This is a genomic window from Mycobacterium sp. 1465703.0 (assembly GCF_001672975.1).
Classification (GTDB): Bacteria; Actinomycetota; Actinomycetes; order Mycobacteriales; family Mycobacteriaceae; genus Mycobacterium.
In genome coordinates this window covers 1-24,012 of the sequence record NZ_LZKU01000029.1, presented here as the reverse complement: position 1 = coordinate 24,012, position 24,012 = coordinate 1, and the positions used below count along the sequence as shown (strand labels likewise).

18 protein-coding genes are annotated in these 24,012 nt (G+C 66.3%); 10 read left to right on the top strand and 8 right to left on the bottom strand.

From position 1 onward, the window contains the following. Positions 1-70: 70 nt before the first annotated feature. Positions 71-1,312: a cytochrome P450 gene (locus A5625_RS02805; RefSeq protein ID WP_197515942.1), complete on the top strand. Its 1,242-nt coding sequence runs from the start codon at positions 71-73 to the stop codon at positions 1,310-1,312. After that, entirely contained in the window at positions 1,312-1,893 is a 582-nt protein-coding gene (locus tag A5625_RS02800; RefSeq protein WP_066988846.1) for a TetR/AcrR family transcriptional regulator, read from the top strand. Before A5625_RS02805 ends, A5625_RS02800 begins: the two co-directional genes overlap by 1 nt. Before the next feature lie 18 nt (positions 1,894-1,911). On the opposite strand, the gene A5625_RS02795 is transcribed toward A5625_RS02800, so the two are convergent. Then, positions 1,912-3,051 carry an acyltransferase gene (locus A5625_RS02795; protein ID WP_066988845.1) on the bottom strand — a complete coding sequence of 380 codons (1,140 nt, stop codon included), beginning with the start codon at positions 3,049-3,051 and terminating at the stop codon, positions 1,912-1,914. After that, complete coding sequence (locus A5625_RS02790) at positions 3,048-4,748, bottom strand: DEAD/DEAH box helicase (RefSeq protein ID WP_066988844.1); 1,701 nt, start codon at positions 4,746-4,748, stop codon at positions 3,048-3,050. The genes A5625_RS02795 and A5625_RS02790 overlap by 4 nt, the downstream gene beginning before the upstream one ends. Positions 4,749-4,903: 155 nt before the next feature. On the opposite strand from A5625_RS02790, the gene A5625_RS02785 reads away from it, so the two are divergent. Both A5625_RS02785 and A5625_RS02780 read left to right on the top strand, forming a co-directional pair. Next, the gene (locus tag A5625_RS02785) at positions 4,904-5,533 is read left to right on the top strand and encodes an LppP/LprE family lipoprotein (protein WP_066988843.1); all 630 of its coding nucleotides are present in this window, start codon (positions 4,904-4,906) and stop codon (positions 5,531-5,533) included. A gap of 60 nt (positions 5,534-5,593) precedes the next feature. Further along, complete coding sequence (locus tag A5625_RS02780) at positions 5,594-9,007, top strand: TM0106 family RecB-like putative nuclease (protein ID WP_066988894.1); 3,414 nt, start codon at positions 5,594-5,596, stop codon at positions 9,005-9,007. Between the two features lie 5 nt (positions 9,008-9,012). Here the strand turns inward: A5625_RS02780 and A5625_RS02775 are convergent, their stop codons facing one another. Further along, the gene (locus A5625_RS02775) at positions 9,013-11,016 is read right to left on the bottom strand and encodes an MFS transporter (RefSeq protein WP_066988842.1); all 2,004 of its coding nucleotides are present in this window, start codon (positions 11,014-11,016) and stop codon (positions 9,013-9,015) included. Positions 11,017-11,292: 276 nt separating this feature from the next. Between A5625_RS02775 and A5625_RS02770 the strand changes: the two genes are divergently transcribed. The 4 genes from A5625_RS02770 to A5625_RS02755 all read left to right on the top strand — a co-directional run bounded on the left by A5625_RS02770 (position 11,293) and on the right by A5625_RS02755 (position 17,997). Continuing rightward, a complete protein-coding gene (locus A5625_RS02770) occupies positions 11,293-12,072 on the top strand; it encodes a hypothetical protein (protein ID WP_066988841.1) in 780 nt (259 codons plus the stop codon). Positions 12,073-12,253: 181 nt separating this feature from the next. Continuing rightward, positions 12,254-15,970: a multifunctional oxoglutarate decarboxylase/oxoglutarate dehydrogenase thiamine pyrophosphate-binding subunit/dihydrolipoyllysine-residue succinyltransferase subunit gene (locus A5625_RS02765; RefSeq protein ID WP_066988840.1), complete on the top strand. Its 3,717-nt coding sequence runs from the start codon at positions 12,254-12,256 to the stop codon at positions 15,968-15,970. A gap of 235 nt (positions 15,971-16,205) precedes the next feature. After that, positions 16,206-17,033, top strand: coding sequence for an SDR family oxidoreductase (locus A5625_RS02760; RefSeq protein ID WP_066988839.1), 828 nt, complete (start codon positions 16,206-16,208; stop codon positions 17,031-17,033). 112 nt (positions 17,034-17,145) lie between these two features. Continuing rightward, the gene (locus A5625_RS02755; protein ID WP_066988892.1) at positions 17,146-17,997 is read left to right on the top strand and encodes an SDR family oxidoreductase; all 852 of its coding nucleotides are present in this window, start codon (positions 17,146-17,148) and stop codon (positions 17,995-17,997) included. Between the two features lie 3 nt (positions 17,998-18,000). Here the strand turns inward: A5625_RS02755 and A5625_RS02750 are convergent, their stop codons facing one another. The 3 genes from A5625_RS02750 to A5625_RS02740 all read right to left on the bottom strand — a co-directional run bounded on the left by A5625_RS02750 (position 18,001) and on the right by A5625_RS02740 (position 21,158). Next, positions 18,001-18,870 (bottom strand): glycine betaine ABC transporter substrate-binding protein, encoded by an 870-nt coding sequence (locus tag A5625_RS02750; protein WP_066988838.1) that lies wholly within the window; start codon positions 18,868-18,870, stop codon positions 18,001-18,003. Then, positions 18,867-20,069: an NADP-dependent malic enzyme gene (locus tag A5625_RS02745; RefSeq protein WP_066988837.1), complete on the bottom strand. Its 1,203-nt coding sequence runs from the start codon at positions 20,067-20,069 to the stop codon at positions 18,867-18,869. Before A5625_RS02745 ends, A5625_RS02750 begins: the two co-directional genes overlap by 4 nt. 99 nt (positions 20,070-20,168) lie before the next feature. Further along, positions 20,169-21,158, bottom strand: coding sequence for a malate dehydrogenase (locus A5625_RS02740; RefSeq protein WP_066988836.1), 990 nt, complete (start codon positions 21,156-21,158; stop codon positions 20,169-20,171). Between the two features lie 192 nt (positions 21,159-21,350). Between A5625_RS02740 and corA the strand changes: the two genes are divergently transcribed. Next, positions 21,351-22,451, top strand: coding sequence for a magnesium/cobalt transporter CorA (gene corA / locus A5625_RS02735; protein WP_066988890.1), 1,101 nt, complete (start codon positions 21,351-21,353; stop codon positions 22,449-22,451). 27 nt (positions 22,452-22,478) lie between these two features. Here the strand turns inward: corA and A5625_RS02730 are convergent, their stop codons facing one another. Next, positions 22,479-23,072: a suppressor of fused domain protein gene (locus tag A5625_RS02730; protein WP_066988835.1), complete on the bottom strand. Its 594-nt coding sequence runs from the start codon at positions 23,070-23,072 to the stop codon at positions 22,479-22,481. Next, positions 23,069-23,815: an ABC transporter ATP-binding protein gene (locus A5625_RS30515; RefSeq protein ID WP_304441879.1), complete on the bottom strand. Its 747-nt coding sequence runs from the start codon at positions 23,813-23,815 to the stop codon at positions 23,069-23,071. The genes A5625_RS02730 and A5625_RS30515 overlap by 4 nt, the downstream gene beginning before the upstream one ends. A gap of 24 nt (positions 23,816-23,839) precedes the next feature. On the opposite strand from A5625_RS30515, the gene A5625_RS28005 reads away from it, so the two are divergent. After that, a partial coding sequence (locus A5625_RS28005) for an ATP-binding cassette domain-containing protein (RefSeq protein WP_369829973.1) occupies positions 23,840-24,012 on the top strand: 173 nt, incomplete at its 3' end.

Genomic DNA, 24,012 nt, shown 5'->3' with positions numbered 1-24,012 from the left:
CCCCACCGACCGGGCACTCGGCATGCGGCCGATGGTTGACATATTGCCGTTGCTGTCGTACGAATGAGACATGGCATCCGTTATGTCTCACGAAGCACCGGTCGCTTTCCAGCTGGCCAACGCCGACACCTGGCCGGATCCGTGGCCGATGTACCGCGCGTTGCGCGACCACGATCCCGTGCACCACGTCGTGCCGCCCAAGCATCCCGAGCACGACTACTACGTGCTCTCCCGGCACGCCGACGTGTGGGCCGCGGCCCGCGACCACGAGACCTTCTCGTCGGCCCAGGGACTGACGGTCAACTATGACGATCTGGAACTGATTGGGCTGCAAGATAATCCACCCTTCGTGATGCAGGATCCTCCGGTACACACCGAATTCCGCAAACTGGTGTCGCGTGGATTCACGCCGCGGCAGGTCGAGGCGGTGGAACCCAAAGTCCGGGAGTTCGTCGTCGAGCGCATCGAGGGGTTGCGCTCGCGCGGCGGCGGTGACATCGTCACCGAACTGTTCAAACCGCTGCCGTCCATGGTGGTCGCCCATTATCTGGGTGTGCCGGAGGAAGATCGGGCACAATTCGACGGCTGGACGGATGCCATCGTCGCGGCCAACACCGCCGAAGGCGGCGTAGCCGGCGCACTGGAAACGGTCGGCGATGCGGTCGGGTCGATGATGGCCTACTTCGCGAAGCTGATCGAACGTCGGCGGACCGAACCCGAGGACGACACCATCTCGCACCTGGTCGCCGCCGGAGTGGGCGCCGACGGCGACATCGCCGGCACGTTGTCGGTGCTGGCCTTCACGTTCACGATGGTCACCGGCGGCAACGACACCACGACCGGAATGCTCGGCGGATCAATGCCTTTGCTGCACCAGCGTCCCGACCAGCGGCGGCTGCTGGTCGATGCCCCCGACCGCATTCCCGACGCGGTCGAGGAGTTGCTGCGGCTGACCTCACCCGTACAGGGGCTGGCCCGGACCGTCACCCGTGACGTGACCGTCGGCGACACCACCATCCCGGCCGGGCGCAGGGTACTGTTGCTGTACGGATCGGCCAACCGTGACGAACGCCAATATGGTTCGGATGCAGGCGAACTCGACGTGACTCGATGCCCACGAAATATCCTGACGTTCAGCCACGGCGCACACCACTGCCTGGGCGCGGCAGCCGCCCGGATGCAATCCCGGGTTGCGCTCACCGAACTGCTCGCGCGCTGCCCGGACTTCGAGGTGGACGAAGACGGCATCGTCTGGGCCGGCGGCAGTTACGTCCGGCGTCCGCTGTCGGTGCCGATTCGAGTGAAGTCCTGATGGCCGGCAACGACTGGCTGGGTGCGCACCGGACCGAAGCGGCCGCCGACCGGATACTCGACGCCGCCGAGCGGCTCTACACGCAGCGGGACTCGGATTCGATCAGCATGAACGAAATCGCCCGGGCGGCAGGCTGTTCGCGGGCAACGCTGTACCGGTACTTCGAGAACCGCGAGGCACTGCGGACCGCTTACATTCACCGCGAAACCCGTCGGTTGGGCCGTGAAATCATCGCGCGCACCGGCGGAATCGAGGATCCGCGGGAACGGTTGATCACCAGCATCCTCGTCACATTGCGGATGGTGCGCGAGAGCCCGGCGCTGGCGTCGTGGTTCGCCACCACCCGCCCGCCCGTGGGTGGCGAATTGGCCGGCCAGTCCGACGTAATCACGGCGCTGGCGGTGTCGTTCCTGCATTCCCTGGGGCCCGATGCTGCCGACGTCGTCGAACGACGGGCCCGGTGGACGGTGCGGGTGATCGTCTCGCTGCTGACCTATCCGGGCCGCGACGAAGACGAAGAGCGGTCGATGATCGAGGAATTCGTCGTTCCGATCGTGACGCCGGTCTCCGCCCGGGGCTAACCGGCGCCCGCTTCGTAGTCAGTCCCGGACCCGGGTGAGCCGATGCAGCAGCCACGCCAGCGGGATCGTCACGACCAGGGTCGCGATGTACAGGTAGAGCATCGAACCGGTGTAGACGCGCGCGCGTACCACGTAGTCCATCGCGAATTCCATGGTGATCAGGTGGATCAGGAAGATCTCGTAGGAGATCTCCCCCAGCCACACCATCGGGCGGCTGGCCAGGACCCGCGAATACCAGCCGTGGTCACCCAGGGCCAGCGGTGCCACCGCGAGTCCGGCGATGACGGCATAGAAACAGGTCTTGAACAACGCTTCGCTCAGCGTTGCCGGGGAGGTGGTGGGCGCGCCCGCGATGGGAGTGGACACGATGAAATAGCAGACGACCGCCAGCGGGATCGCAACGAATCCGTACCCGCGCACCCCCATCTCTTGCAGCACGGTCAGCATCATCCCGGCGAGGAACCAGGCCAGATAGGTGGGCAGCCACAGCCGCGCGCCGTCGGGAAACCAGTGATCGGTGTGCACCAGGACCAGCCAGGCCGGGCTGATCAACGTCATCCCGGCCAGAGCGCCCAGCACCAATTTCGGCTGCCACTGCCGTCGGCAGATCAATACCAGCAGCAGGTATGCCAACAGCGGCAGCGCGACGTAGAACGCGGCCTCCACCGCTAGGCTCCACATCTGGGTCAACCCCTGGTGCAGATACTTGCCCAGGTAGCCGTTGCAGTAGATCTGGGTGAGCGTGAGGTTGCGCGCCAGACCCAGCCAACTGTGTCCGGGGTTGGGCCCGGCATCGCGGTAGTGGTACAGGACATAGGCGAACAAGACGGTGACGACGTAGGCCGGCATGATGCGCCGAACACGGTGCCACGCATAGCGACTCAGCGATGGGGGTGCACCGCCTCGCTCGGCCGACTTCACCCACGGCCGGAACAACAGGTATCCCGAGAGCACGAAGAAGATCGGCACCCCGATCTCCATCCGTGAACCGACCAAGCCCCAATAACCGTGCGTGTATTTGCCGGTGGTGTACGCCGCGTGGGTGCCCATCACGAGGAGCGCGGCGACCGCGCGGATTCCGGTCAGCGAGGCGACTCGGTCGACGCGAGAGGTCTGCTCGAGGCCGCCCTGGGCGTCTTGTTCTTCCGACAGTGTCATCCGTTGTGTTTCCTGCGCGGCTTCCCGCCGTCCCGCCCGCGGGCCTTGGCGGATGAGCGCTCCGGCTGAAGGTTGATCAGCACCCCCGAAATACGAGTCTGCTCAAGCCTTTTCATCGTCGACTTGGGCAACTTGGCCGGCAGTTCCACCAGAGAGAAATCCGGCCCGATGGCGATATGGCCGAAATCACTGCGATGCAGCCCTCCCTCGTTGGCGATGGCGCCGACGATCGCGCCCGGCCCGATCTTGTGCCGCTTGCCCACCGCGATGCGATAGGTGGCGAAGGGTTTTGTGTTCCTGGGCCGTTCGGGGCGGTCGCGATGTTCGGTACGACGTTCGCGGCGCTCCGGCGGCGGCTCGGGCGCCATCAGGAATTCCTCGCCGTCGCGGGATTGCAGTGCCAGCGCCGCGGCGATGTCGGCCATCGGGGTGTCGTGCTCGCGCTCGTAGTCCTCGACCAACTTGCGGAACAGGTCGATTCCGGGCGCACCGAGCGCGGTGGTGATGGAATCGGCGAACTTGGCCACCCGCTGTGCGTTGACGTCCTCGATAGTGGGCAATTCGGTTTCGGTGAGCGTTTGGCGGGTGGCCTTTTCGATCGCCTTGAGCAGGTGCCGTTCTCGTGGGGAGACGAACAGCAGGGCGGTTCCCGAACGGCCGGCCCGGCCGGTGCGTCCGATCCGGTGCACGTATGACTCGGTGTCATGGGGGATGTCGTAGTTGAGCACGTGTGATATCCGCTCGACATCGAGACCGCGGGCGGCCACGTCGGTGGCGACCAGGATGTCGATGCTGCCGTCCTTGAGAGCGGCGACGGTCCGCTCGCGCTGGGCCTGCGGGATGTCTCCGTTGATGGCCGCCGCGGAAAACCCTCGGGCCCTGAGCCTTTCCGCGACTTCTTCGGTGGCCTGCTTGGTTCTGACGAAGACGATCATCGCCTCGAACGGCTCGACTTCCAGAACCCGGGTCAGCGCGTCCATCTTGCGCGGGCCGGCGACCTGGATGTAACGCTGCGAAATATTCTCGGCGGTCGCGGTTTTCGCTTTGGTGGAGACCTCGAGCGGGTCGTGCAGATACTTGGTGGTGAGCTTGCGGATCGCGGGCGGCATGGTCGCGGAGAACAACGCCACCTGCTTGTACTCCGGGGTTTCGGACAGGATGCGATCGACTTCCTCGGCGAAGCCCATGGTGAGCATCTCGTCGGCCTCGTCGAGGACCAGGTAATCGACGTGGGAGAGGTCCAGCGTCCCGCGCTCGAGGTGGTCGATCACCCGGCCCGGAGTGCCGACCACCACGTGGGCGCCACGCCGCAGCCCGGCCAACTGCACGCCGTAGGACGAGCCGCCGTAAATCGGCAGCACGTTGATCTTGGGCAGATGGGCCCCGTACCGGCTGAACGCCTCGGCCACCTGCAGAGCCAGTTCCCGGGTGGGGGCGAGCACCAGCGCCTGGGTGGCGGTGCTGGTGACGTCGATCTTCGACAGGATCGGAATCGCGAACGCGGCCGTCTTGCCGGTGCCGGTCTGGGCCAGCCCGACGACGTCGGATCCCGCCAGCAGCGCCGGGATGGTCGCCGCCTGGATGCCGGTGGGCGACTCGTAGCCGACGTCGGCGATCGCCCGCAGGACCGAGGGGTTGATCTGCAGGTCGGCAAACGTCGTTGAGGCAGCTTCAGTCGAGCTGTCCGAGAGGGTCATCGTCCAAGGAGTCTAGTGGTGATCGCGAGCTCAGCCTCAGCTGAGCGCTGCGGGTCACCACCATAGCGCCCCGTGGTGATCGCGAGCTCAGCCGCAGCTGAGCGCTGCGGGTCACCAGCAGCTGACTGGTCCGGTGATCATCAGCACACCCGGCCATGCCTGCCACAGCCCCGGACCCGAGGACGGTACGGTGCCAAGGTGTGTGGTCGCTACCGTGTCGTACCGAGCCACTGACCGGCTCGGCCGCTGTCGCTTTGATCGCTCTAACGTTGACCGGCTGCGGTTCGGGAGACTCCACCGTCGCGAAGACGCCGCAGGCCAGGACGACTTCGGAGACCCCGTCGATCACGGCTCCGGCCACGCCGTCGGCGGCCGCTCAACCCGGCAACGCGCAGCCGGCCGACCCCTGCGCGGTCAACCTCGCCTCGCCCACCATCGCGAAGGTGGTCTCCGAGCTGCCTCGGGACCCGCGCAGCCAGCAACCGTGGAATCCCGAGCCGCTGGCCGGCAACTACAACCAGTGCGCGCAGCTGTCGGCGGTGATCATCAAGGCCAACACCAATGCGGTCAGTCCCACCACCCGTGCGGTGCTGTTCCACCTCGGTCAATTCATCCCGCAGGGGGTGCCCGACACCTACGGGTTCAATGGGGTTGACCCGGCGCAAACCACGGGCGACACGGTCGCACTCACCTATCCCAGCGGCATCAACGGCTTGAACACCGATGTGAAGTTCCACTGGAACGGCAACGCCGTCGAACTCATCGGCAATACCCCCGGCCACTGATCGAGGGCACGCCCGCCCGACACAGCCTTGTTGTCGGGGCGCTGACTTACAGTGGCCCACGTGTTGGTCTCCGGCGACAGCATCGTTTACAGCGCATCGGATCTTGCCGCCGCCGCCCGCTGCGAATTCGCGCTGCTGAGGGACTTCGACGCGAAGCTGGGCCGCGGACCCGCCGTCACCATCGAGGACGAACTGCTCGTGCGGACGGCCGCGCTCGGAAGCGAACACGAGCGACGCGAACTCGCCTCGCTGCGCCGCCAGTTCGGCGAGGCCGTCGCGATCATCGGCCGCCCGGCCTATACGCCTGCCGGCCTGGCGGCCGCCGCGGACGCGACCCGCCGCGCCATCGTCGGAAATGCGCCGGTGGTGTATCAAGCCGCCATGTTCGACGGCCGCTTCGTCGGGTTCGCCGACTTTCTGGTGCGCGATGGTGAGCAGTACCGAGTCGTAGACACCAAATTGGCCCGCTCGGCCAAGGTGACCGCACTGCTGCAGCTGGCCGCCTACGCCGACGCGTTGGCCGCCTCGGGTGTGCCCGTTGCGCCGGAGGCCGAACTGCGGCTGGGTGATGGAACCTCGGTGCGGCACCGGGTGTGCGATCTGATCCCGGTGTACCGCTCGCAGCGGGCCCGGCTGCAGCGCCTCCTCGATGACCACTATGCGGGCGGCGCACCGGTCGCCTGGCACGACGAGGGCGTCGCGGCCTGCTTCCGCTGCCCGCTGTGTCTCGAGCAACTGCGTGCAGCCGACGACGTCTTACTGGTCGCCGGTATGCGGATAAGCCAGCGAGACAAGCTCTTTGACGCCGGGATCAGCACGGTTGCCGAGCTGGCCGAGCATCGCGGGCCGGTGCCGGACCTGGCCGCCGGCGTGCTCGGGAAGTTGACCACCCAAGCGAAACTTCAAGTCCGCCAACGTGACACGGGTGTTCCCCAGTTCGAGGTCATCGATCCGCAGCCACTGGCCCTGCTCCCCGAGCCCGACCCCGGGGACCTGTTTTTCGACTTCGAAGGCGACCCGCTGTGGACCACCGATGGCCGTGAGTGGGGCCTGGAATACCTGTTCGGTGTGCTGGAAGCCGGACCGACCGGCAAGTTTCGTCCCCTGTGGGCGCACAACCGGGCGGACGAACGCCAGGCGCTGATCGACTTCTTGGCGCTGGTGGCCAAACGCCGCAAGCGCCGCCCCAACATGCACATTTACCATTACGCGCCGTACGAGAAGACCGCGTTGTTGCGACTGGCCGGGCGGTACGGTGTGGGAGAGGACGAAGTCGACGAACTGCTGCGCAGCGGCACTCTGGTGGACCTTTATCCCTTGGTGCGCAGGAGCATTCGGGTGGGCGCAGAGTCGTTCAGCCTCAAGGCGCTGGAGCCGCTGTACATGGGAGCCCAACTACGTGCCGGTGACGTGACCACTGCCGCCGGTTCGATCACCTCTTACGCACAATATTGCGAGTTGCAGGCGGACGGCCGCGGTGACGAGGCCGCATCCGTGCTCAAGGAGATCGAGGACTACAACCACTACGACTGCCGGTCGACTCAGGAATTGCGAAACTGGTTGATGCTGCGCGCCTACGAATCTGGCGTCGTACCGATCGGCGCCCAGCCGGTGGACGACGGCAACACCGTCGACGACCGCGACCAACTGGCGGTGACATTGTCGACGTTCGCCGGAGCCGCCGGTATCGGCGACCGCACCCCGCAGCAGATCGCGGTAGCACTGCTGGCCGCCGCGCGCGGCTACCACCGGCGCGAGGACAAACCGTTCTGGTGGGCCCATTTCGACCGGCTGAACTTTCCCCTCGAGGAGTGGACGGATAACACCGACGTGTTCGTCGCCGAGCGCGTGTCTGTCAGCGTCGACTGGCACACCCCTCCCCGGGCGCGCAAACCGCAGCGGCGGCTGCAGCTACGCGGCGAATTGGCCCGCGGCGACCTGAAAAGCGACGTCTTTGCGCTCTACAACCCGCCGGCGCCGCCAGGCATGACCGACAGCCCGGACCGGCGGGCGGCCGGACGCGCCTCGGTCATCGAGGCCGACGATCCGGCGGTGCCCACCGAGGTCGTGGTTGTTGAACGAGTTAGCAGTGACGGCAACACCTTTGATCAATTGCCGTTTGCACTGACTCCCGGCCCGCCCATCCCGACCACCGCGCTGCGGGTGTCGATCGAGGCGACCGCCGCCGCGGTGGCCGCCGGATTGCCGCAACTGCCGCGCAGCGCCGTCGTCGACGTGCTGCTGCGCCGAGCGCCCCGGACGCGCAGCGCCACTTCCCTCCCGCGTAGCGATGACACCGTCGCCGACATCACCGCCGCGCTACTCGATTTGGACTCGTCGTACCTGGCGGTGCATGGGCCGCCCGGCACCGGCAAGACGCACACCGCCGCCCGGGTGATCCACGACCTGGTTACCCGACACGGCTGGCACGTCGGTGTTGTCGCGCAATCGCACGCCACCGTGGAGAACGTGTTGGACTGTGTGATCGACGCCGGTTTGGATCCGCAGCGGATCGCAAAGAAGCGCTACGACCACCAGTCCCCGCGCTGGCGGGAGATCGATGGCGGCGCGTACGCCGCCTTCCTGGCCGACACACCGGGATGTGTAATCGGCGGCACGGCATGGGATTTCGCCAACGCCAATCGGATACCGCCGGGAAGCCTTGACCTGCTGGTAATCGACGAAGCGGGCCAATTCTGTCTGGCCAACACCATCGCGGTGGCCCCGGCAGCAGACAACCTGTTGCTGCTCGGGGATCCGCAGCAGTTGCCGCAAGTCAGCCAGGGCACTCATCCAGAGCCGGTGGACACCTCCGCGCTGGATTGGCTGGTCGACGGCCAGCGCACGCTGCCCGAGGAACGCGGTTACTTCTTGGACCGCTCGTTCCGAATGCATCCTGCCGTCTGCGCCGCGGTTTCGGCGCTCTCTTATGAGAACAGGCTGCAGTCCGACGACTGCACGGCCGCCCGCCGCCTGGACGGGTATTTACCTGGCGTGCAGCTACTTTCGGTTGAGCACCAAGGGAACTCGGCCGAGAGCCCCGAGGAGGCCGCCGCCATAGTCGCCGCGATCGGAGAACTGCTCGGCGCGGCGTGGACCGACGAGCACGGCACCCGGGCATTGACCGCCGCCGACGTGCTGGTGCTGGCGCCCTACAACGCCCAGGTGGCGCTGCTGCGCCGCCGCCTGACCGCAGCGGCGCTCGGCGGTGTACGGGTGGGGACGGTCGACAAGTTCCAGGGCGGACAGGCGCCGGTGGTGTTCATCTCGATGACGGTGTCGTCCATGGATGTGGTGCCACGCGGAATCTCGTTTCTGCTCAACAGGAATCGGCTCAATGTGGCGGTCAGCCGGGCTCAGTACGCCGCCATAATCGTGCGCTCGCCGTCACTGACGGAATATTTGCCCGCCACACCCGAGGGACTGATCGACCTGGGCGCCTTCCTGGCGCTGACCCAACCCGATCTGCGGTAGACCGGCTAACCGCTCGAGGAGTGCCGGCCGGACCCGGTGGGGTCGTCGTCCGGATCGGGACGGTGGTGCTGGCCTCGCAGCGATTCGCCTTCGGTGAAGCGGTGGCCCGCCGGTCCATTGTGGTGGCGACGCGGCGGCCGGGTGAGCCGATCACCCGGTGGCATGGGTTTGGGCGGGTGCCGCACTGCCACCTGGCGAAGGCGTTTGCCGCTGTCCACACGAGAACCGTTGTGGGCATAGCCAATTGGTTGGGCTTTTGGTTCATCGAAAGCGTTGTGCCACGAATCGGCCCGGGGCGGCACTTCGCTACGCCGTGGCTGCGGGGGATCGAGCCGCGGCGGCGCGGGTTGGCTCGACTGCCCGGCGTCGGGTTCGCGCACCAGCACGAATTCGACGTACTCGTCGTCGTCATAATCGTCGTCGACAACGTCATCGTCGTCGGGCCCGAGCAGATCTTCGCCGCCCCTGCCGTTGTCCGTCCACGGCGCAGAGCCGACCAGGAACAGTGCGGCGATGATTCCGAACAATGCGATGAACGCGGGCAACAGCACCGATTGCGACATCGCGGCAGAGAACGGTTCGCGCAGGAATTCGGGCAGCTGCAACGCGAGGGCACCCTCGTCGGTGGCCTCGCCGGACGGCTGCGGCGGCACCTCGGCAGTGATCCGCCAGGTCATGAACGCGGCCATGCCGGCGCTGCCCAGCACCGCGCCCAACTGGCGCACGGAGTTGTATACCGCGGAGCCCGCGCCCGCCAGCTCGGGCGGCAGGTTCCGGGTCGCGGTGGCGGTCAGCGGTGACCACACGCACGCCATCCCGACACCCGTGGCAAAGAACGGCAACACCAGCCGCCAGATCGGCGTCGTCGGCGACATCTCGAAGGTCAGCCACGTCAGCGCCACCGCCAGCACCGAGAACCCGAAGCCGAGCACCGGCAGCGGATGGTATTTGTCGACGATTTTGCCGACGAACGGGGCGAAAACACCGTTGGCGATCGCCATGGGCGCAATCAGCAGAGCCGAGCGCGTCGGCGAGAGCCCGCACACGGCCTGCGCGTAGAACGTCAGCGGCAGCATCATCGCTGTCGAGGCGAAGGAGATGACGGCGACCCCGACGTTGCACACGCTGAAATCGCGGTCACTGAAGATGACCAACGGAATCAGTGGCTCATGCGCGTTCAGCGACTGCCAGAACGCGAAGGCCGTCATGAATCCGACCCCCGCGACGATCAGCGCCCAGATCCACGGTTGCCAGTGGGCGGCCTGGCCCTGTTGCAGCCCGAACACGATCAGGAAGATGCCGATACCGGACAGCGCGACCCCGATCAAGTCGAAGCGGTGCGACTGGGTGGGCAGCACCGGAACCAGCCAGTAGGCCAACCCCAGCCCGATGACACCGATGGGGACGTTGACGAAGAAGATCCACTGCCACCCCAGGCCGTCGACCAGCACCCCGCCGGCCAGCGGGCCGACCAGGCTGGCGACGCCGGCGGTGGCGCCCCACAGGCTCACCGCGACGCCACGCCGCTGCGCCGGGAAGATTCGGGTGATGGTCGACAAGGTCTGCGGGGTGAGCAGCCCCGCGCCGATGCCCTGCACGACGCGGGCCGCGATCAGCATGGTGGCGCTGCCGGCCAACCCGCACCACACCGAGGAGATGGTGAACACCACCAGGCCGAAAAGGTAGAGATTCTTGGGGCCGAACCGGTCACCCAGGCGCCCGGCCACCAGCAAGACGACCGCATAGCCCAGCAGGTAGGCGCTGGTCACCCAGACCACGGTGTCGTAGCCGATGCGCAAGCTGGCCATGATGGTCGGGTTGGCGATGGCGACGATGGTCGAGTCGACCATGATCATGAAAAAGCCGATCATCATCGCCCACAGCGGGTTCCAGGGGTTCCGCGATTGCGGCGAGCTCTGGGTGAAAAAGTTCCAGCGGTGGGCGGACCGCGCCGGGCCCGATCCCGCGCGCCGCGCGCCTCCGGGCGTGCGGGGCGTAGCCGTGGTCATCCACCCCACCTCGTTTCGCTCCCGACGATGCTGTGCAGCCGTACGGCCCGTCTGGTCGATCGCACCCACCCACGCAGGTCATACACCACACGCGCGCCGCGGTAAACAGCAAGCATGGGCACCGAGAAACGGCAAGGACCGTCGCAGACATCCAGCGAGCATTATTCCCGGTGAGGCAATAGGCCGGCAGCCAAGGATCGGGCCGGGGCGGATAACGCGGCAGGATTTGCCGCGGGCGCGTTAGCCTGAAAGAACGCCATTTGCAGGAGAGACGATATGCGGGCTCGACGGAACAAGTCGCCGAACCGGTTTTTCAACATGTCCGACGCCGGACAGGCGCCGACCGGCAAAAGTGGTCGGCCCAAGATGTCCGCTCGGGCATTGGCACAGGTCATCGAGCGGAGTTCGCGATTGCAGGGGCCGGCGGCCGAGGCCTACGTGAACCGGCTGCGCAACGCGCATCCCCAGGCCGGCCCGGCGGAGATCCTGGCCAAACTGCAAAAGCGTTACCTGGCCATCGTGACGGCCGGCGGCGTAGCCGTGGGAGCCGCGGCGACCGTCCCCGGAATCGGCACGATCAGCGCCCTGTCCGCGGCGGCCGCCGAGACGGTGACGTTCTTGGAGGCCACCGCGTTCTTCGTGCTGGCGGTGGCGGTGATCCACGACATTCCGGCCGATCACCGGGAACGACGGCGCGCCCTGGTGCTGGCGGTCCTCGCCGGGGACAACAGCGAACACGCCGTCGCAGAGCTGATCGGTCCGCGCCGCACCAACGGCGGCTGGATCTCCGAGAGCCTGGCCGCCCTGCCGCTGTCGTCGATGTCGAAGCTGAACTCACGGCTGCTCAAGTCGTGGGTCCGGAAGTACACCCTGCGGCGCGGCGCCCTGTTGTTCGGCAAACTGCTGCCGGTCGGCATCGGGGTCGTGGTGGGCGCCATCGGCAACTACCTCGCCGGCAAGAAGATGATCCGCAACGCGAAGCGGGCATTCGGCGCCCCGCCGGCGCGCTGGCCGCGCGCGCTGCACCTGGTGCCGCCCGTCCACGAAGCCGGCTAGCCCCCAACCTCACCGTGGCCCCCGGTCAACCTGGCGGATCGGCGGCGAAAGGTTAGCCTTTATAGGGCGGAAACAATGGGTACCGCCATGGGTGTGGAGTCTCGGTCATCCGGGGCCGACACAAGTGCAGGCGCCGCGGGAATGCGGCTGCGGAACAGAAGGATTGAGGCGAACTGCGGTCGTGAGCAACATAAGTTCACCATTCGGGCAGAACGAATGGCTGGTCGAGGAGATGTACCGCAAGTTCCGCGACGACCCCTCGTCAGTCGATCCGAGCTGGCATGAGTTCTTAGTCGATTACAACCCCGAGCCGATCAGCGACTCGGCGCCGGCCGCCCCGACCAGCGTCGATGGCCCGCCGGCAGCGGCCGCGCCGGCGAAGCCCGCTCCGGCGGCCCCGCAGACCTCCGAGCCCGCCAAGGCCACACCTCCGGTGAGCACGGCCGCCGGCAATGGGGTCGCGACGCGGCCGGCCAAGGCCGCCGCTCCCCCGCCGGCCGAAGGTGACGAGCTGCAGACGCTGCGCGGCGCCGCGGCGGCCGTCGTCAAGAACATGTCGGCGTCGCTGGACGTGCCGACTGCGACCAGTGTCCGCGCCATCCCGGCGAAGCTGATGATCGACAACCGGATCGTCATTAACAATCAGCTCAAGCGCACCCGCGGCGGCAAGATCTCGTTCACCCACCTGTTGGGCTACGCGCTGGTGCAGGCCATCAAGAAGTTCCCGAACATGAACCGGCACTACGCCGAGATCGACGGCAAGCCCACCGCGGTAACCCCGGCGCACACAAACCTCGGCCTGGCCATCGACCTGCAGGGTAAAGACGGCAAGCGCTCTCTGGTGGTCGCCGGCATCAAGAATTGCGAAACCATGCGGTTCGCGCAGTTCGTCACCGCCTACGAGGACATCGTGCGACGGGCGCGCGACGGCAAGCTAACTGCCGAAGACTTTGCCGGCGTGACGATTTCGCTGACCAACCCAGGCACCATCGGCACCGTGCACTCGGTGCCGCGGCTGATGACCGGCCAGGGCGCCATCATCGGTGTCGGCGCCATGGAATACCCCGCGGAGTTCCAGGGCGCCAGTGAGGAACGCATCGCCGAGCTGGGGATCGGCAAGCTGATCACGCTGACCTCGACCTACGACCACCGCATCATCCAGGGCGCGGAGTCCGGCGACTTTTTGCGCACCATCCACGAGATGCTGCTGTCGGATGCCTTCTGGGACGAGATCTTCCGCGAGCTGGGCAACCCGTACCTGCCGGTGCGGTGGAGCACCGACAACCCGGACTCGATCGTCGACAAGAACGCCCGGGTGATGGAACTTATTGCGGCCTACCGCAGTCGCGGTCACCTGATGGCCGACATCGATCCATTGCGGTTGGACGGCAGCCGATTCCGCAGCCACCCCGATCTCGAGATTCTCAACCACGGCCTGACGCTGTGGGATCTCGATCGGGTGTTCAAGGTCAACGGCTTCGCCGGTTCCGAGTACAAGAAGCTGCGCGACGTGCTCGGTCTGCTGCGCGACGCCTACTGCCGGCACATCGGTGTGGAGTACACCCACATTCTGGAACCCTCACAACAGGAATGGTTGCAGCAGCGCGTCGAGACCAAGCACGTCAAACCGACGGTGGCCGAGCAGAAGTTCATCCTGAGCAAGCTGAACGCGGCTGAGGCCTTCGAAACCTTCCTGCAAACCAAATATGTTGGCCAGAAGCGGTTTTCACTGGAAGGTGCGGAAAGCATCATCCCGATGATGGACGCGGCTATCGATCAGTGCGCCGAGCACGGACTCGACGAGGTGGTCATCGGTATGCCGCACCGCGGCCGGCTCAATGTGCTGGCCAACATCGTCGGCAAGCCGTACTCCCAGATCTTCAGCGAGTTCGAGGGCAACCTCAACCCGGCGCAGGCGCACGGGTCCGGGGACGTCAAATACCACCTGGGCGCGACCGGTGTGTACCTACAGATGTTCGGCGACAACGACATTCAGGTGTCGTTGACCGCCAACCCGTCGCACCTGGAGGCCGTCGACCCGGTGCTGGAGGGTTTGGTTCGGGCCAAGCAGGATCTGCTGGACCGGGGCGCCGAAGATCACGGCGACGAGAAAGCCTTCTCGGTGGTGCCGATGATGCTGCACGGCGACGCCGCGTTCGCCGGTCAGGGCGTGGTCGCCGAGACCCTGAACCTGACGAACCTGCCCGGTTACCGCGTCGGCGGCACCATCCACATCATCGCCAACAACCAGATCGGCTTCACCACCGCGCCGGAGTATTCGCGGTCCAGCGAGTACTGCACCGACGTCGCGAAGATGATCGGGGCGCCGATCTTCCACGTCAACGGTGACGACCCGGAAGCCTGCGCCTGGGTGGCCAAGCTGGCCGTCGACTTCCGGCAAGAGTTCAAGAAGGACGTCGTCATCGACATGCTGTGCTACCGCAAGCGCGGGCACAACGAGGGCGACGACCCGTCGATGACCAACCCCGCGATGTACGACGTGGTCGACATCAAACGCGGAGTCCGCAAGAGCTACACCGAAGCCCTGATCGGCCGCGGCGACATCTCGATGAAAGAAGCCGAGGACGCGCTGCGCGACTATCAGGGCCAGCTGGAACGGGTGTTCAACGAGGTCCGCGAACTCGAGAAGCACGGGGCGCTGCCCAGCGAATCGGTCGAGGCCGACCAGATGCTGCCCGCCGGCCTGGCGACCGCGGTGGACAAGTCGCTGCTGGCCCGCATCGGTGACGCCTTCCTGGCGCTACCGGACGGCTTCACCGCACACCCGCGAGTGCAGCCGGTGCTGGAGAAGCGCCGCGAGATGGCCTACGAGGGCAAGATCGACTGGGCCTTCGGTGAACTGCTGGCGCTGGGCTCACTGGTGGCCGAGGGCAAGCTGGTGCGGCTGTCGGGTCAAGACACCCGGCGCGGCACCTTCTCCCAGCGGCACTCGGTGATCATCGACCGCAATAGCGGCGAAGAGTTCACCCCGCTGAAGTTGCTGGCGACGAACGCCGACGGCACCCCCACCGGCGGGAAGTTCCTGGTCTACGACTCGCCGCTGTCCGAGTACGCCGCGGTCGGCTTCGAGTACGGCTACACCGTGGGCAACCCGGACGCCCTGGTGTTGTGGGAGGCGCAGTTCGGGGACTTCGTCAACGGCGCCCAGTCGATCATCGACGAGTTCATCAGCTCCGGTGAGGCCAAGTGGGGCCAGTTGTCCAACGTCGTGCTGCTGCTGCCGCACGGCCACGAGGGCCAGGGCCCCGACCACACGTCGGCCCGCATCGAGCGCTTCCTGCAGCTGTGGGCAGAAGGCTCGATGACGATCGCGGTGCCCTCGACGCCGTCCAACTACTTCCACCTGTTGCGGCGACACGCGCTCGACGGTGTGCAGCGCCCGCTGATCGTGTTCACCCCGAAATCGATGCTGCGCAACAAGGCGGCGGTCAGCGACGTCCGGGACTTCACCGAGATCAAGTTCCGCTCGGTGCTCGAAGAACCCACTTACGAGGACGGCATCGGTGATCGCAGCAAGGTCAACCGGGTCCTGCTGACCAGCGGCAAGCTCTACTACGAGCTGGTGGCCCGCAAGGCCAAGGACAACCGCGACGATGTGGCGATCGTGCGGATCGAGCAACTCGCGCCACTGCCGAAGCGCAGGCTGGGCGAGACGCTGGACCGCTACCCGAATGCCAGCCAATACTTCTGGGTGCAGGAGGAGCCGGCCAACCAGGGTGCATGGCCGCGTTTCGGACTGGAGCTGCCCGAGCTCCTGCCGGACAAGCTGACCGGGCTCAAGCGCATCTCGCGCCGCGCGATGTCGGCCCCGTCGTCGGGGTCGTCGAAGGTGCACGCGGTCGAACAGCAGGAGATCATCGATACGGCCTTCGGCTAGCCCGGCGACGGTGAGCGCCGCAACGGCGCGAGCAAGGAGTCGGGCCATCCGGGCTAGCCCGGCGACGGTGAGCGCCGCAACGGCGCGAGCAAGGAGTCGGGCCATCCGAGCTAGCCCGGCGACGGTGAGCGCCGCAACGGCGCGCTGCGGTGAGCGCCGACCGCGACCCGCGGATATCGGGGACCGCTGGTACCGGCTAGCCTCGAGGCAAACGTGCCGATAAGGAAGGGTGCTCATGCAAGGGTTCGCCGGCAAGGTCGCGGTGGTGACTGGCGCGGGTTCAGGTATCGGACAGGCGCTGGCCGTCGAGTTGGCCCGCTCGGGCGCTAAGGTGGCGATCAGCGACGTCGACCTCGAAGGTCTGGCCCAGACCGAGGAACAGCTGAAGGCGATCGGCGCGTCGTTCAAGTCAGACCGGCTCGACGTGACCGAGCGTGAAGCCTTCCTGGCCTACGCCGATGGGGTCAAGGAGCACTTCGGCAAGGTCAATCAGGTCTACAACAACGCGGGAATCGCCTTCACCGGCGACGTGGAAGTCAGCCAGTTCAAAGACATCGAACGGGTGATGGACGTCGACTTCTGGGGCGTCGTCAACGGCACCAAGGCGTTCCTTCCGCACCTGATCGCCTCCGGCGACGGCCACGTCGTCAACGTGTCGAGCGTCTTCGGGCTGTTTTCGGTCCCGGGGCAGGCGGCCTACAACGCGGCCAAGTTCGCGGTGCGGGGTTTCACCGAGGCGCTGCGCCAGGAGATGGCGGTCGCCGGCCACCCAGTGGCGGTGACCACGGTGCACCCCGGCGGCATCAAGACCGCGATCGCGCGCAACGCGACGGCCGCCGAGGGCCTTGACTCCGAGCAACTCGCGAAGCTGTTCGACAAGCGGCTCGCCAGGACCAGCCCGCAACGCGCCGCCCAGATCATCCTGGACGCGGTCCGCAAGAAGAAGGCCCGGGTGCTGGTAGGAACGGATGCCAAACTCCTGGACGTGTTGGTCCGGTTGGCGGGCCCGTACTACCAGCAGCTGTTCGGGCCTGTCATGGGACGGCTGCTACCCAAACAGTGACCCGTCCCTCAGTGCCGGTGGTCGCTGAATCACCATTTCGCCCTGCTATAGCCAGCTTCGCTGGTAACGATTAGCCTCAACGCGTCAATTTCTGGTCGAGGGAGTGTTGTTGATGCACGGATTCGCCGACAAGGTCGCCGTGGTCACCGGCGCGGGTTCGGGCATCGGCCAGGCGCTGGCCATCGAACTGGGCCGGGCGGGCGCCAAGCTGGCGATCAGTGACGTCGACACTCGAGGACTCGCCGAGACCGTGGACCGACTGAAGGCGATCGGCGCTCCGGTCAAGGCAGACCGACTCGACGTGACCGAGCGCAACGCTTTCCTGGCCTACGCCGACGCGGTCAACGAGCACTACGGCAAGGTCAACCAGATCTACAACAACGCCGGCATCACCTTCATGGGGTTGATCGAGGCCAGTCAGTTCAAAGACATCGAACGGGTGATAGACGTCGATTACTGGGGTGTCGTCAACGGCACCAAGGCGTTCCTTCCACACCTGATCACCTCCGGCGACGGCCACGTCATCAATGTCTCCAGCGCACTCGGCCTGTTCTCCGCACCGGGACAAGCGGCTTACGTCTCGGCCAAGTTCGCCGTCCGGGGATTCACCGAGGCCCTTCATCAGGAGATGGTGCGAGCCGGTCACCCGGTGCGGGTGACAACCGTGCACCCGGGCGGCATCAAAACAGCGTTCGCTCGAAATGCCACCGCCGCTGATGGCCTCGACCACGGCGCGATGGTCGATCTGTTCGAGCAGCAGCAGGCCAAGACCAGCCCGCAGCGAGCCGCTCAGCTCATCCTGAAAGGGGTGCGCAAACGCAAACCCCGGGTGCTGGTCGGCCCGGACGTCAGGGCGATGGATCTGGTGGTGCGGCTGACGGGTTCCCGACCGGAACTGCTGTTGGGCGGACCCGTCATGAGCCGGCTTCAGCAGACTGTGCACCGGTTGATGCCGAAGCGCTAGCGGTCACCGGCCCAGCGGATGCTCGGCCAGCCAGCCGCCCGCCACCACCTGCGGGTCGGCACCGCTACGCACTTGCCGCCGCATCTCGACCAGAGCCGCGGTGTCCAGCACGCCGGCCACTTCGTTGACCGCCAGCAACTGCCGATCGCTGAGCGCGTTACGGCGATAAAGCGGCACCACGTTCTCCGCCCGGATCAGTGCGGGTTTACCGTCGGCCAGCGCAACCAGGTCGTCGGGAGTGCTGGGGTCGGCGGTCGTCGTCCACCCCGCGGTCAGCTGCCCGCCCCGAATGGCGGCGAACATCGTTGCGCTGTCCGGGAATTCATGCGGCCGGGGAAGTCTGCAGGAGCCGACTGTCGACGGTTCCTGGCGCCCGGCGATCGTCCCGATGACGAGGCCGTCGCAGTGTTTGGGCAGAGTGCTCAAGTCCGCGCTGACGTCACTGCCGCCCCACGCCTTGGCGGTGGACTGGCTTACCAGCAACACCGGTTTGTCCTCAGCGGCCGTCGTGTAGTCACCCGCGACGACGCCCTCGGGTAGCGCGGCGATCATCGCGCGGTAGACGTCTTTGTCCGACATTGCCGTCGCGCCGGGCTGTAGGGCTTGCAATGTGCGACCGGTGAAGACGGGAACGACGGTGAATGCGCCGGAATCCATTTGCGGCTTCGGGTCGCTCGCGGTCGCCGCCCGCGCGCCGAAGCCGTACGACCGCAGTGCAGCGACGTAGACGCCGGCCAGCAACGCCGAATCGCCGTCAGAACGCGAGCCGACCACCACTTCGGCGCGGGCACGACGGTCGCCGGTGTCGGTCGCGCATCCGGCTACAGCGAGTACGGCGGCGAGCAGCGGCACCGCCAGCCTGCCGATTCTCACTCCCCGGAAGTGTCTGAGGCTTCTGTGGCCAGGGCCACCGCTTTGGCCACCGCTTCGCCGACCCGGGTGTCCAGCGGGCTGGGAACGATCCGGTCGAGCGCAAGGTCGTCGCTCACGACGGAGAAGATCGCCTCGGCCGCGGCAACCATCATCTTTTCGGTGATCCGGCGGGCGCCGGCTTCCAGCGCACCGCGGAACACCCCTGGGAAGGCCAACACGTTGTTGATCTGGTTCGGGAAATCACTGCGGCCGGTGGCCACCACCGCCGCGTACCTGGCCGCGATGTCGGGATGGATCTCCGGGTCGGGGTTGGACAGCGCGAACACGATCCCGTTGGGTGCCATGGTGGCGATCATTTCTTCGGGGACCACGCCCGCCGACAGGCCCAGGAACACGTCGGCGCCCCGGATGGCTTCGACCATGCTGCCGGTCAGACCGGCCGGGTTGGTGCGTTGCGCCAGCGCAGCCTTGGCGTCGTTCATGTCGTCGCGACCGGTGTGCAGAATTCCACGCGAGTCGATCACGGTGATATCCGAAACACCCATCACCATAAGGAGATTGGTGCACGCGATGCCGGCCGCACCGGCTCCGGAAACCACCACCTTCAGCGAGGTCATGTCGCGGCCCAGTAGCTTGCTGGCGCCCATGAGTGCGGACAACACCACGATCGCCGTGCCGTGCTGGTCGTCATGCATCACCGGGCAGTCCAGCGCCTCGATGAGGCGACGTTCGATCTCGAAGCAGCGCGGTGCGGAGATGTCCTCGAGATTGACGGCGCCGAACGTCGGACGCAGCCGCACCAGGGTTTCGACGATCTCGTCGGGATCCTTGGTGTCCAACACAATCGGGATGGCGTTCAGGCCGCCGTACGCTTGGAACAGCGCGCACTTGCCCTCCATCACCGGCAGCGACGCCGCGGGCCCGATGTCGCCGAGGCCCAGTACCGCGCTGCCGTCACTGACCACCGCCACCAAGCGGTTCGCCCATGTGTAGCGGGCCGCCTGGGCATGGTCGGCGGCGATCGCACGGCTGACTTGCGCCACACCGGGGGTATAGGCGATCGACAACGCCCGCTGGGTATCCAGCGGCGACGTCAGGCCTACCGAGAGCTTGCCGCCTATGTGTGCCTCGAAGATCTCAGCGTCGGTGATCGCGCCCTGCTCGGGGTGCGTCTGTATCGATTCAAGCAATTCGGACACGCGCTTCAGGGTACTGACTACCGATTGGTAGCCCTAATTGGTGAGGTAGCTGTTAGTGCCGATCCGCAGCGCGCGCCTCCGCAGCGCTTGCGATCGCCGCTAGATCAGCTTGAGGTCGGTGACCGCGGCGCGCTCGTCGACCAGCTCGGCGGTGGTCTTATCGATGCGGCCCTGGGAGAACTCGTCGATCTCCAGCCCCTGAACGATCGACCAGTTGCCGTCCTTGGTGGTCACCGGGAACGACGACACGATGCCCTCGGGCACGCCGTAGGAGCCGTCGGAGTAGACCGCCATCGACACCCAGTCACCGGCCGGGCTGCCGAGCAGCCAGGAGCGGGCGGCATCGACGGTGGCCGACGCCGCCGAGGCGGCCGAGGAGGCGCCGCGCGCGTCGATGATCGCCGCGCCGCGCTTGGCGACCGTCGGGATGAAGTCGTTCTCGATCCAGTTCTGGTCGTTGACCACTTCGGCCGCGTTCTTGCCGCCGACCTCGGCGTGGAAGATGTCGGGGTACTGGGTGGCCGAGTGGTTGCCCCAGATGGTCACCTTCTTGATGTCGGTCACCGCGGCGCCGGTCTTCTTGGCCAGCTGCGAGATGGCCCGGTTGTGGTCGAGGCGGGTCAGCGCGGAGAACCGCTCCTTGGGGATGTCGGGCGCGTTGCTCAGCGCGATCAGCGCGTTGGTGTTGGCCGGGTTTCCGGTTACCCCGATCCGGACGTCGTCGGCGGCGACCTCATTCAGGGCCTTGCCCTGCGCGGTGAAGATCGCGCCGTTGGCCTCCAGCAGGTCGCTGCGCTCCATGCCCGGGCCGCGCGGCCGGGCGCCGACCAGCAGCGCCAGGTTCACACCGTCGAAGATCTTGTTGGCGTCCGCGCCGATCTCCACGCCGGACAGCAGCGGGAACGCGCAGTCGTCGAGCTCCATCACGACACCCTCGAGCGCCTTGAGCGCGGGCTCGATCTCAAGGAGACGCAGCTCGATCGGGCGGTCGGGGCCCAGCAGCGAGCCACTCGCCAGGCGGAACAACAGGCTGTAGCCGATCTGGCCGGCGGCGCCGGTGACGGCGACCTTGAGAGGACTTGCGCTCACGTCGGTGTACTCCTTGTGGAGAAGTTCGTGCAGATTCGGGTTTCGGCTTGAAACTAGCGCACTCTTCTCGGCCCCCAATCTCCGGTCTGCTACCAGGGCTTTTCCCGGCACCGGATCGTCACGCTTTGAACAGCTGGCGCGCGTACCATGGAGCACCGCTCGAGTCGGACCTGCGAAACGTGGGAGGTGGATGTGTTCCAGGGATTTGACGCATTGCCCGAAGCGCTTCGGCCGCTTGCCCACGAACCGGCCCCCAAGCCGCGCCCGGATCCTCAACTCCCCAAAGAGACGCTGGTTGATTGCGCCGTGTACGCCGACGGTCACCGGTTGCCCGGCACCTTCGGTTATGCGGCCGCACTGGAGAAGGTCCGCGAGATCGAAGCGCTGGGGCAGCAGGGTTTCGTCTGGGTCGGCCTGCGCGAACCCAACCAGTCCGAGATGCAGGACGTGGCCGACGTGTTCGGGCTGCATGCGCTGGCTGTGGAGGACGCGGTGTGCGCCCATCAGCGGCCGAAGGTGGAGCGGTATGACGACACCTTGTTTCTGGTCCTCAAGACCGTCAACTACGTCCCCCACGAATCTGTGGTACTGGCCCGCGAGATCGTCGAGACCGGCGAGATCATGGTGTTCGTCGGCGCGGACTTCGTGGTCACCGTCCGCCACGGCGAACACGGCGGACTGTCCGAGGTGCGCAGGCGGATGGACGCCGACCCCGAGCAGATGCAGTTGGGCCCGTATGCGGTGATGCACGCGATCGCCGACCACGTGGTGGACCACTACCTCGAGGTGAGCGGCCTGATGCTGGCCGATATCGACAGCATCGAGGGGCTGGCGTTCGCCCCGGGCAGCAAGATCGACGTCGAACCGATCTACCTGCTCAAGCGCGAGGTGGTCGAATTGCGCCGGTGTGTCAACCCGCTGTCGGGCGCGTTCCATCGAATCCAGATGGACAACAAGGACGTGATCTCCAAAGAAGTTCGCCGCTACCTGCGCGACGTCGCCGATCATCACTCCGAGGCCGCGGACCAGATCGCCAGCTACGACGACATGCTCAACTCGTTGATCCAGGCGGCGCTGGCCCGGGTCGGGATGCAGCAGAACAACGACATGCGCAAGATGGCGGCCTGGGCCGGTATTTTGGCGGTGCCCACCATGGTCGCCGCCATCTACGGAATGAACTTCCATTTCATGCCCGAGCTGACCTGGACGTGGGGGTACCCCGGGATCATGGCCCTGATGGCCGTCGCCTGCGTGGGCCTGTATTTCCAGTTCCGGCGCAACAACTGGCTCTAGACGGCCGGACGGATTGGCGTTGACGCGTCAATCCGGCTGTGCGGCAGGGCGATTCGGATCCAGCACGTCGACGCCGTCGTTGACCCACGCTTGTCGCATCGCTTCGGCGCCCTTGAGCCGCACCCAGGCCGCTTCGGTTGCGGTGATAGGGGTGGCCGACAGGAACTGCACCGGTTCACGGGGCGGATCCAGCGGTAGGTCGCGAATTGCACTGCGGCCCAGCAGCACAGCGGTGAACGGCACCCGCGACGACGGCGACGCCCACAGCGGCGAGCCGAGATCGACCAGTGCGTCGGCACATAGGACCACACCGTCGACGGCCGGGGCCGCCGCCAGTATCGCCAGGCTGCGCGCGATGCCGGTGATCGGGCCGGGATCGCGTAGCTGCAACACAATTTCGGCGCGCGGGCCGCGCAACGGGTCAGCGATATCCAGCGTCGGTTCGGTCATCGGGTGACGTGAGCAGCCCAACGTGACATAGTGCACCGACCCGTCCGGCTCACGGAAACGCAGCACTTCGATGGTCTCGGTACCCAGAAATGTCACACTGGCCACATCGGGTTCGGTGTCGGTGAAGTGCGCGCGCAGATGCGCGCGCAGCTGCTCCAAACCATGTGTCACGGCGTCCCAGACGGCGCGATGGTCAGATTTGTTCCGGAGTCGGCATCGAAGACCGCCAGCTTGGTGGTGTCGAACGCCAACTCGATCGACTGCCCGATGGACGCCTTGGATTCAGCGGGAACCCTTGCCACGAACTGATTTTCGCGCACATCCGATTCAGCGGCCAACTCGTCCAACTGAGCCGAGTGGGCGGCCCACCCCGCGGTGGAGAAGTAGATGTACTTGTCCGCGCCCAACGACTCGACCAAGTCGACCTTGACCTCGAAAGTCAGCGCCCTGATGCGCTGGTAACCGTCGATCAGAGCGGCGTCGGACAGATGCTCGGGGCGTACGCCGACGATGACGTTCGCCGGCTCCGGATGCCTGGCGATCACCTCTTGGACGTCCGATGTCAGCATCACCTCGCCGAACGGCAGCTTCAGCCCTAAGGGCGTCAGCGCTGCCGGGAAGAAGTTCATCGCCGGCGAGCCAATGAAGCCAGCGACGAACAGGTTAGCCGGATGTTCGTAAAGCTCGTCAGGTGTGCCGATTTGCTGCGCGACGCCGGAGTGCATCACCACCACGCGGTCGCCCAGGGTCATTGCTTCGGTCTGATCATGGGTGACGTAGACCGTCGTGGTGCCCAGCCTCTTCTGCAGCCTGGCGATCTCACCGCGCATCTGTACGCGCAACTTGGCGTCCAGGTTCGACAGCGGCTCGTCCATCAGAAATGCCTTGGGGTGGCGCACGATTGCGCGGCCCATCGCCACCCGTTGACGCTGGCCAAGATGAAGAAGGCCGAGATAGCCCAGAAGGTCGAGGAGACGGCCAGAACGCTTGACCTGACCGAGCTTCTGGACCGCAAGCCATCGCAGTTGTCGGGAGGCCAGCGTCAACGGGTGGCGATGGGCCGCGCAATCGTGCGCCACCCCAAGGCATTTCTGATGGACGAGCCGCTGTC

Coding starts and splice junctions, on each gene's coding strand:
- A5625_RS02760 (WP_066988839.1), top strand. CDS start 16,206: ATGCAAGGGTTCGCCGGCAAGGTCGCGGTGGTGACTGGCGCGGGTTCA.
- A5625_RS02805 (WP_197515942.1), top strand. CDS start 71: ATGGCATCCGTTATGTCTCACGAAGCACCGGTCGCTTTCCAGCTGGCC.
- A5625_RS02790 (WP_066988844.1), bottom strand. CDS start 4,748: ATGACCCTCTCGGACAGCTCGACTGAAGCTGCCTCAACGACGTTTGCC.
- A5625_RS02770 (WP_066988841.1), top strand. CDS start 11,293: ATGCGGGCTCGACGGAACAAGTCGCCGAACCGGTTTTTCAACATGTCC.
- A5625_RS02775 (WP_066988842.1), bottom strand. CDS start 11,016: ATGACCACGGCTACGCCCCGCACGCCCGGAGGCGCGCGGCGCGCGGGA.
- A5625_RS30515 (WP_304441879.1), bottom strand. CDS start 23,815: ATGGGCCGCGCAATCGTGCGCCACCCCAAGGCATTTCTGATGGACGAG.
- A5625_RS02755 (WP_066988892.1), top strand. CDS start 17,146: ATGCACGGATTCGCCGACAAGGTCGCCGTGGTCACCGGCGCGGGTTCG.
- A5625_RS02795 (WP_066988845.1), bottom strand. CDS start 3,051: ATGACACTGTCGGAAGAACAAGACGCCCAGGGCGGCCTCGAGCAGACC.
- A5625_RS02800 (WP_066988846.1), top strand. CDS start 1,312: ATGGCCGGCAACGACTGGCTGGGTGCGCACCGGACCGAAGCGGCCGCC.
- A5625_RS02785 (WP_066988843.1), top strand. CDS start 4,904: ATGCCTGCCACAGCCCCGGACCCGAGGACGGTACGGTGCCAAGGTGTG.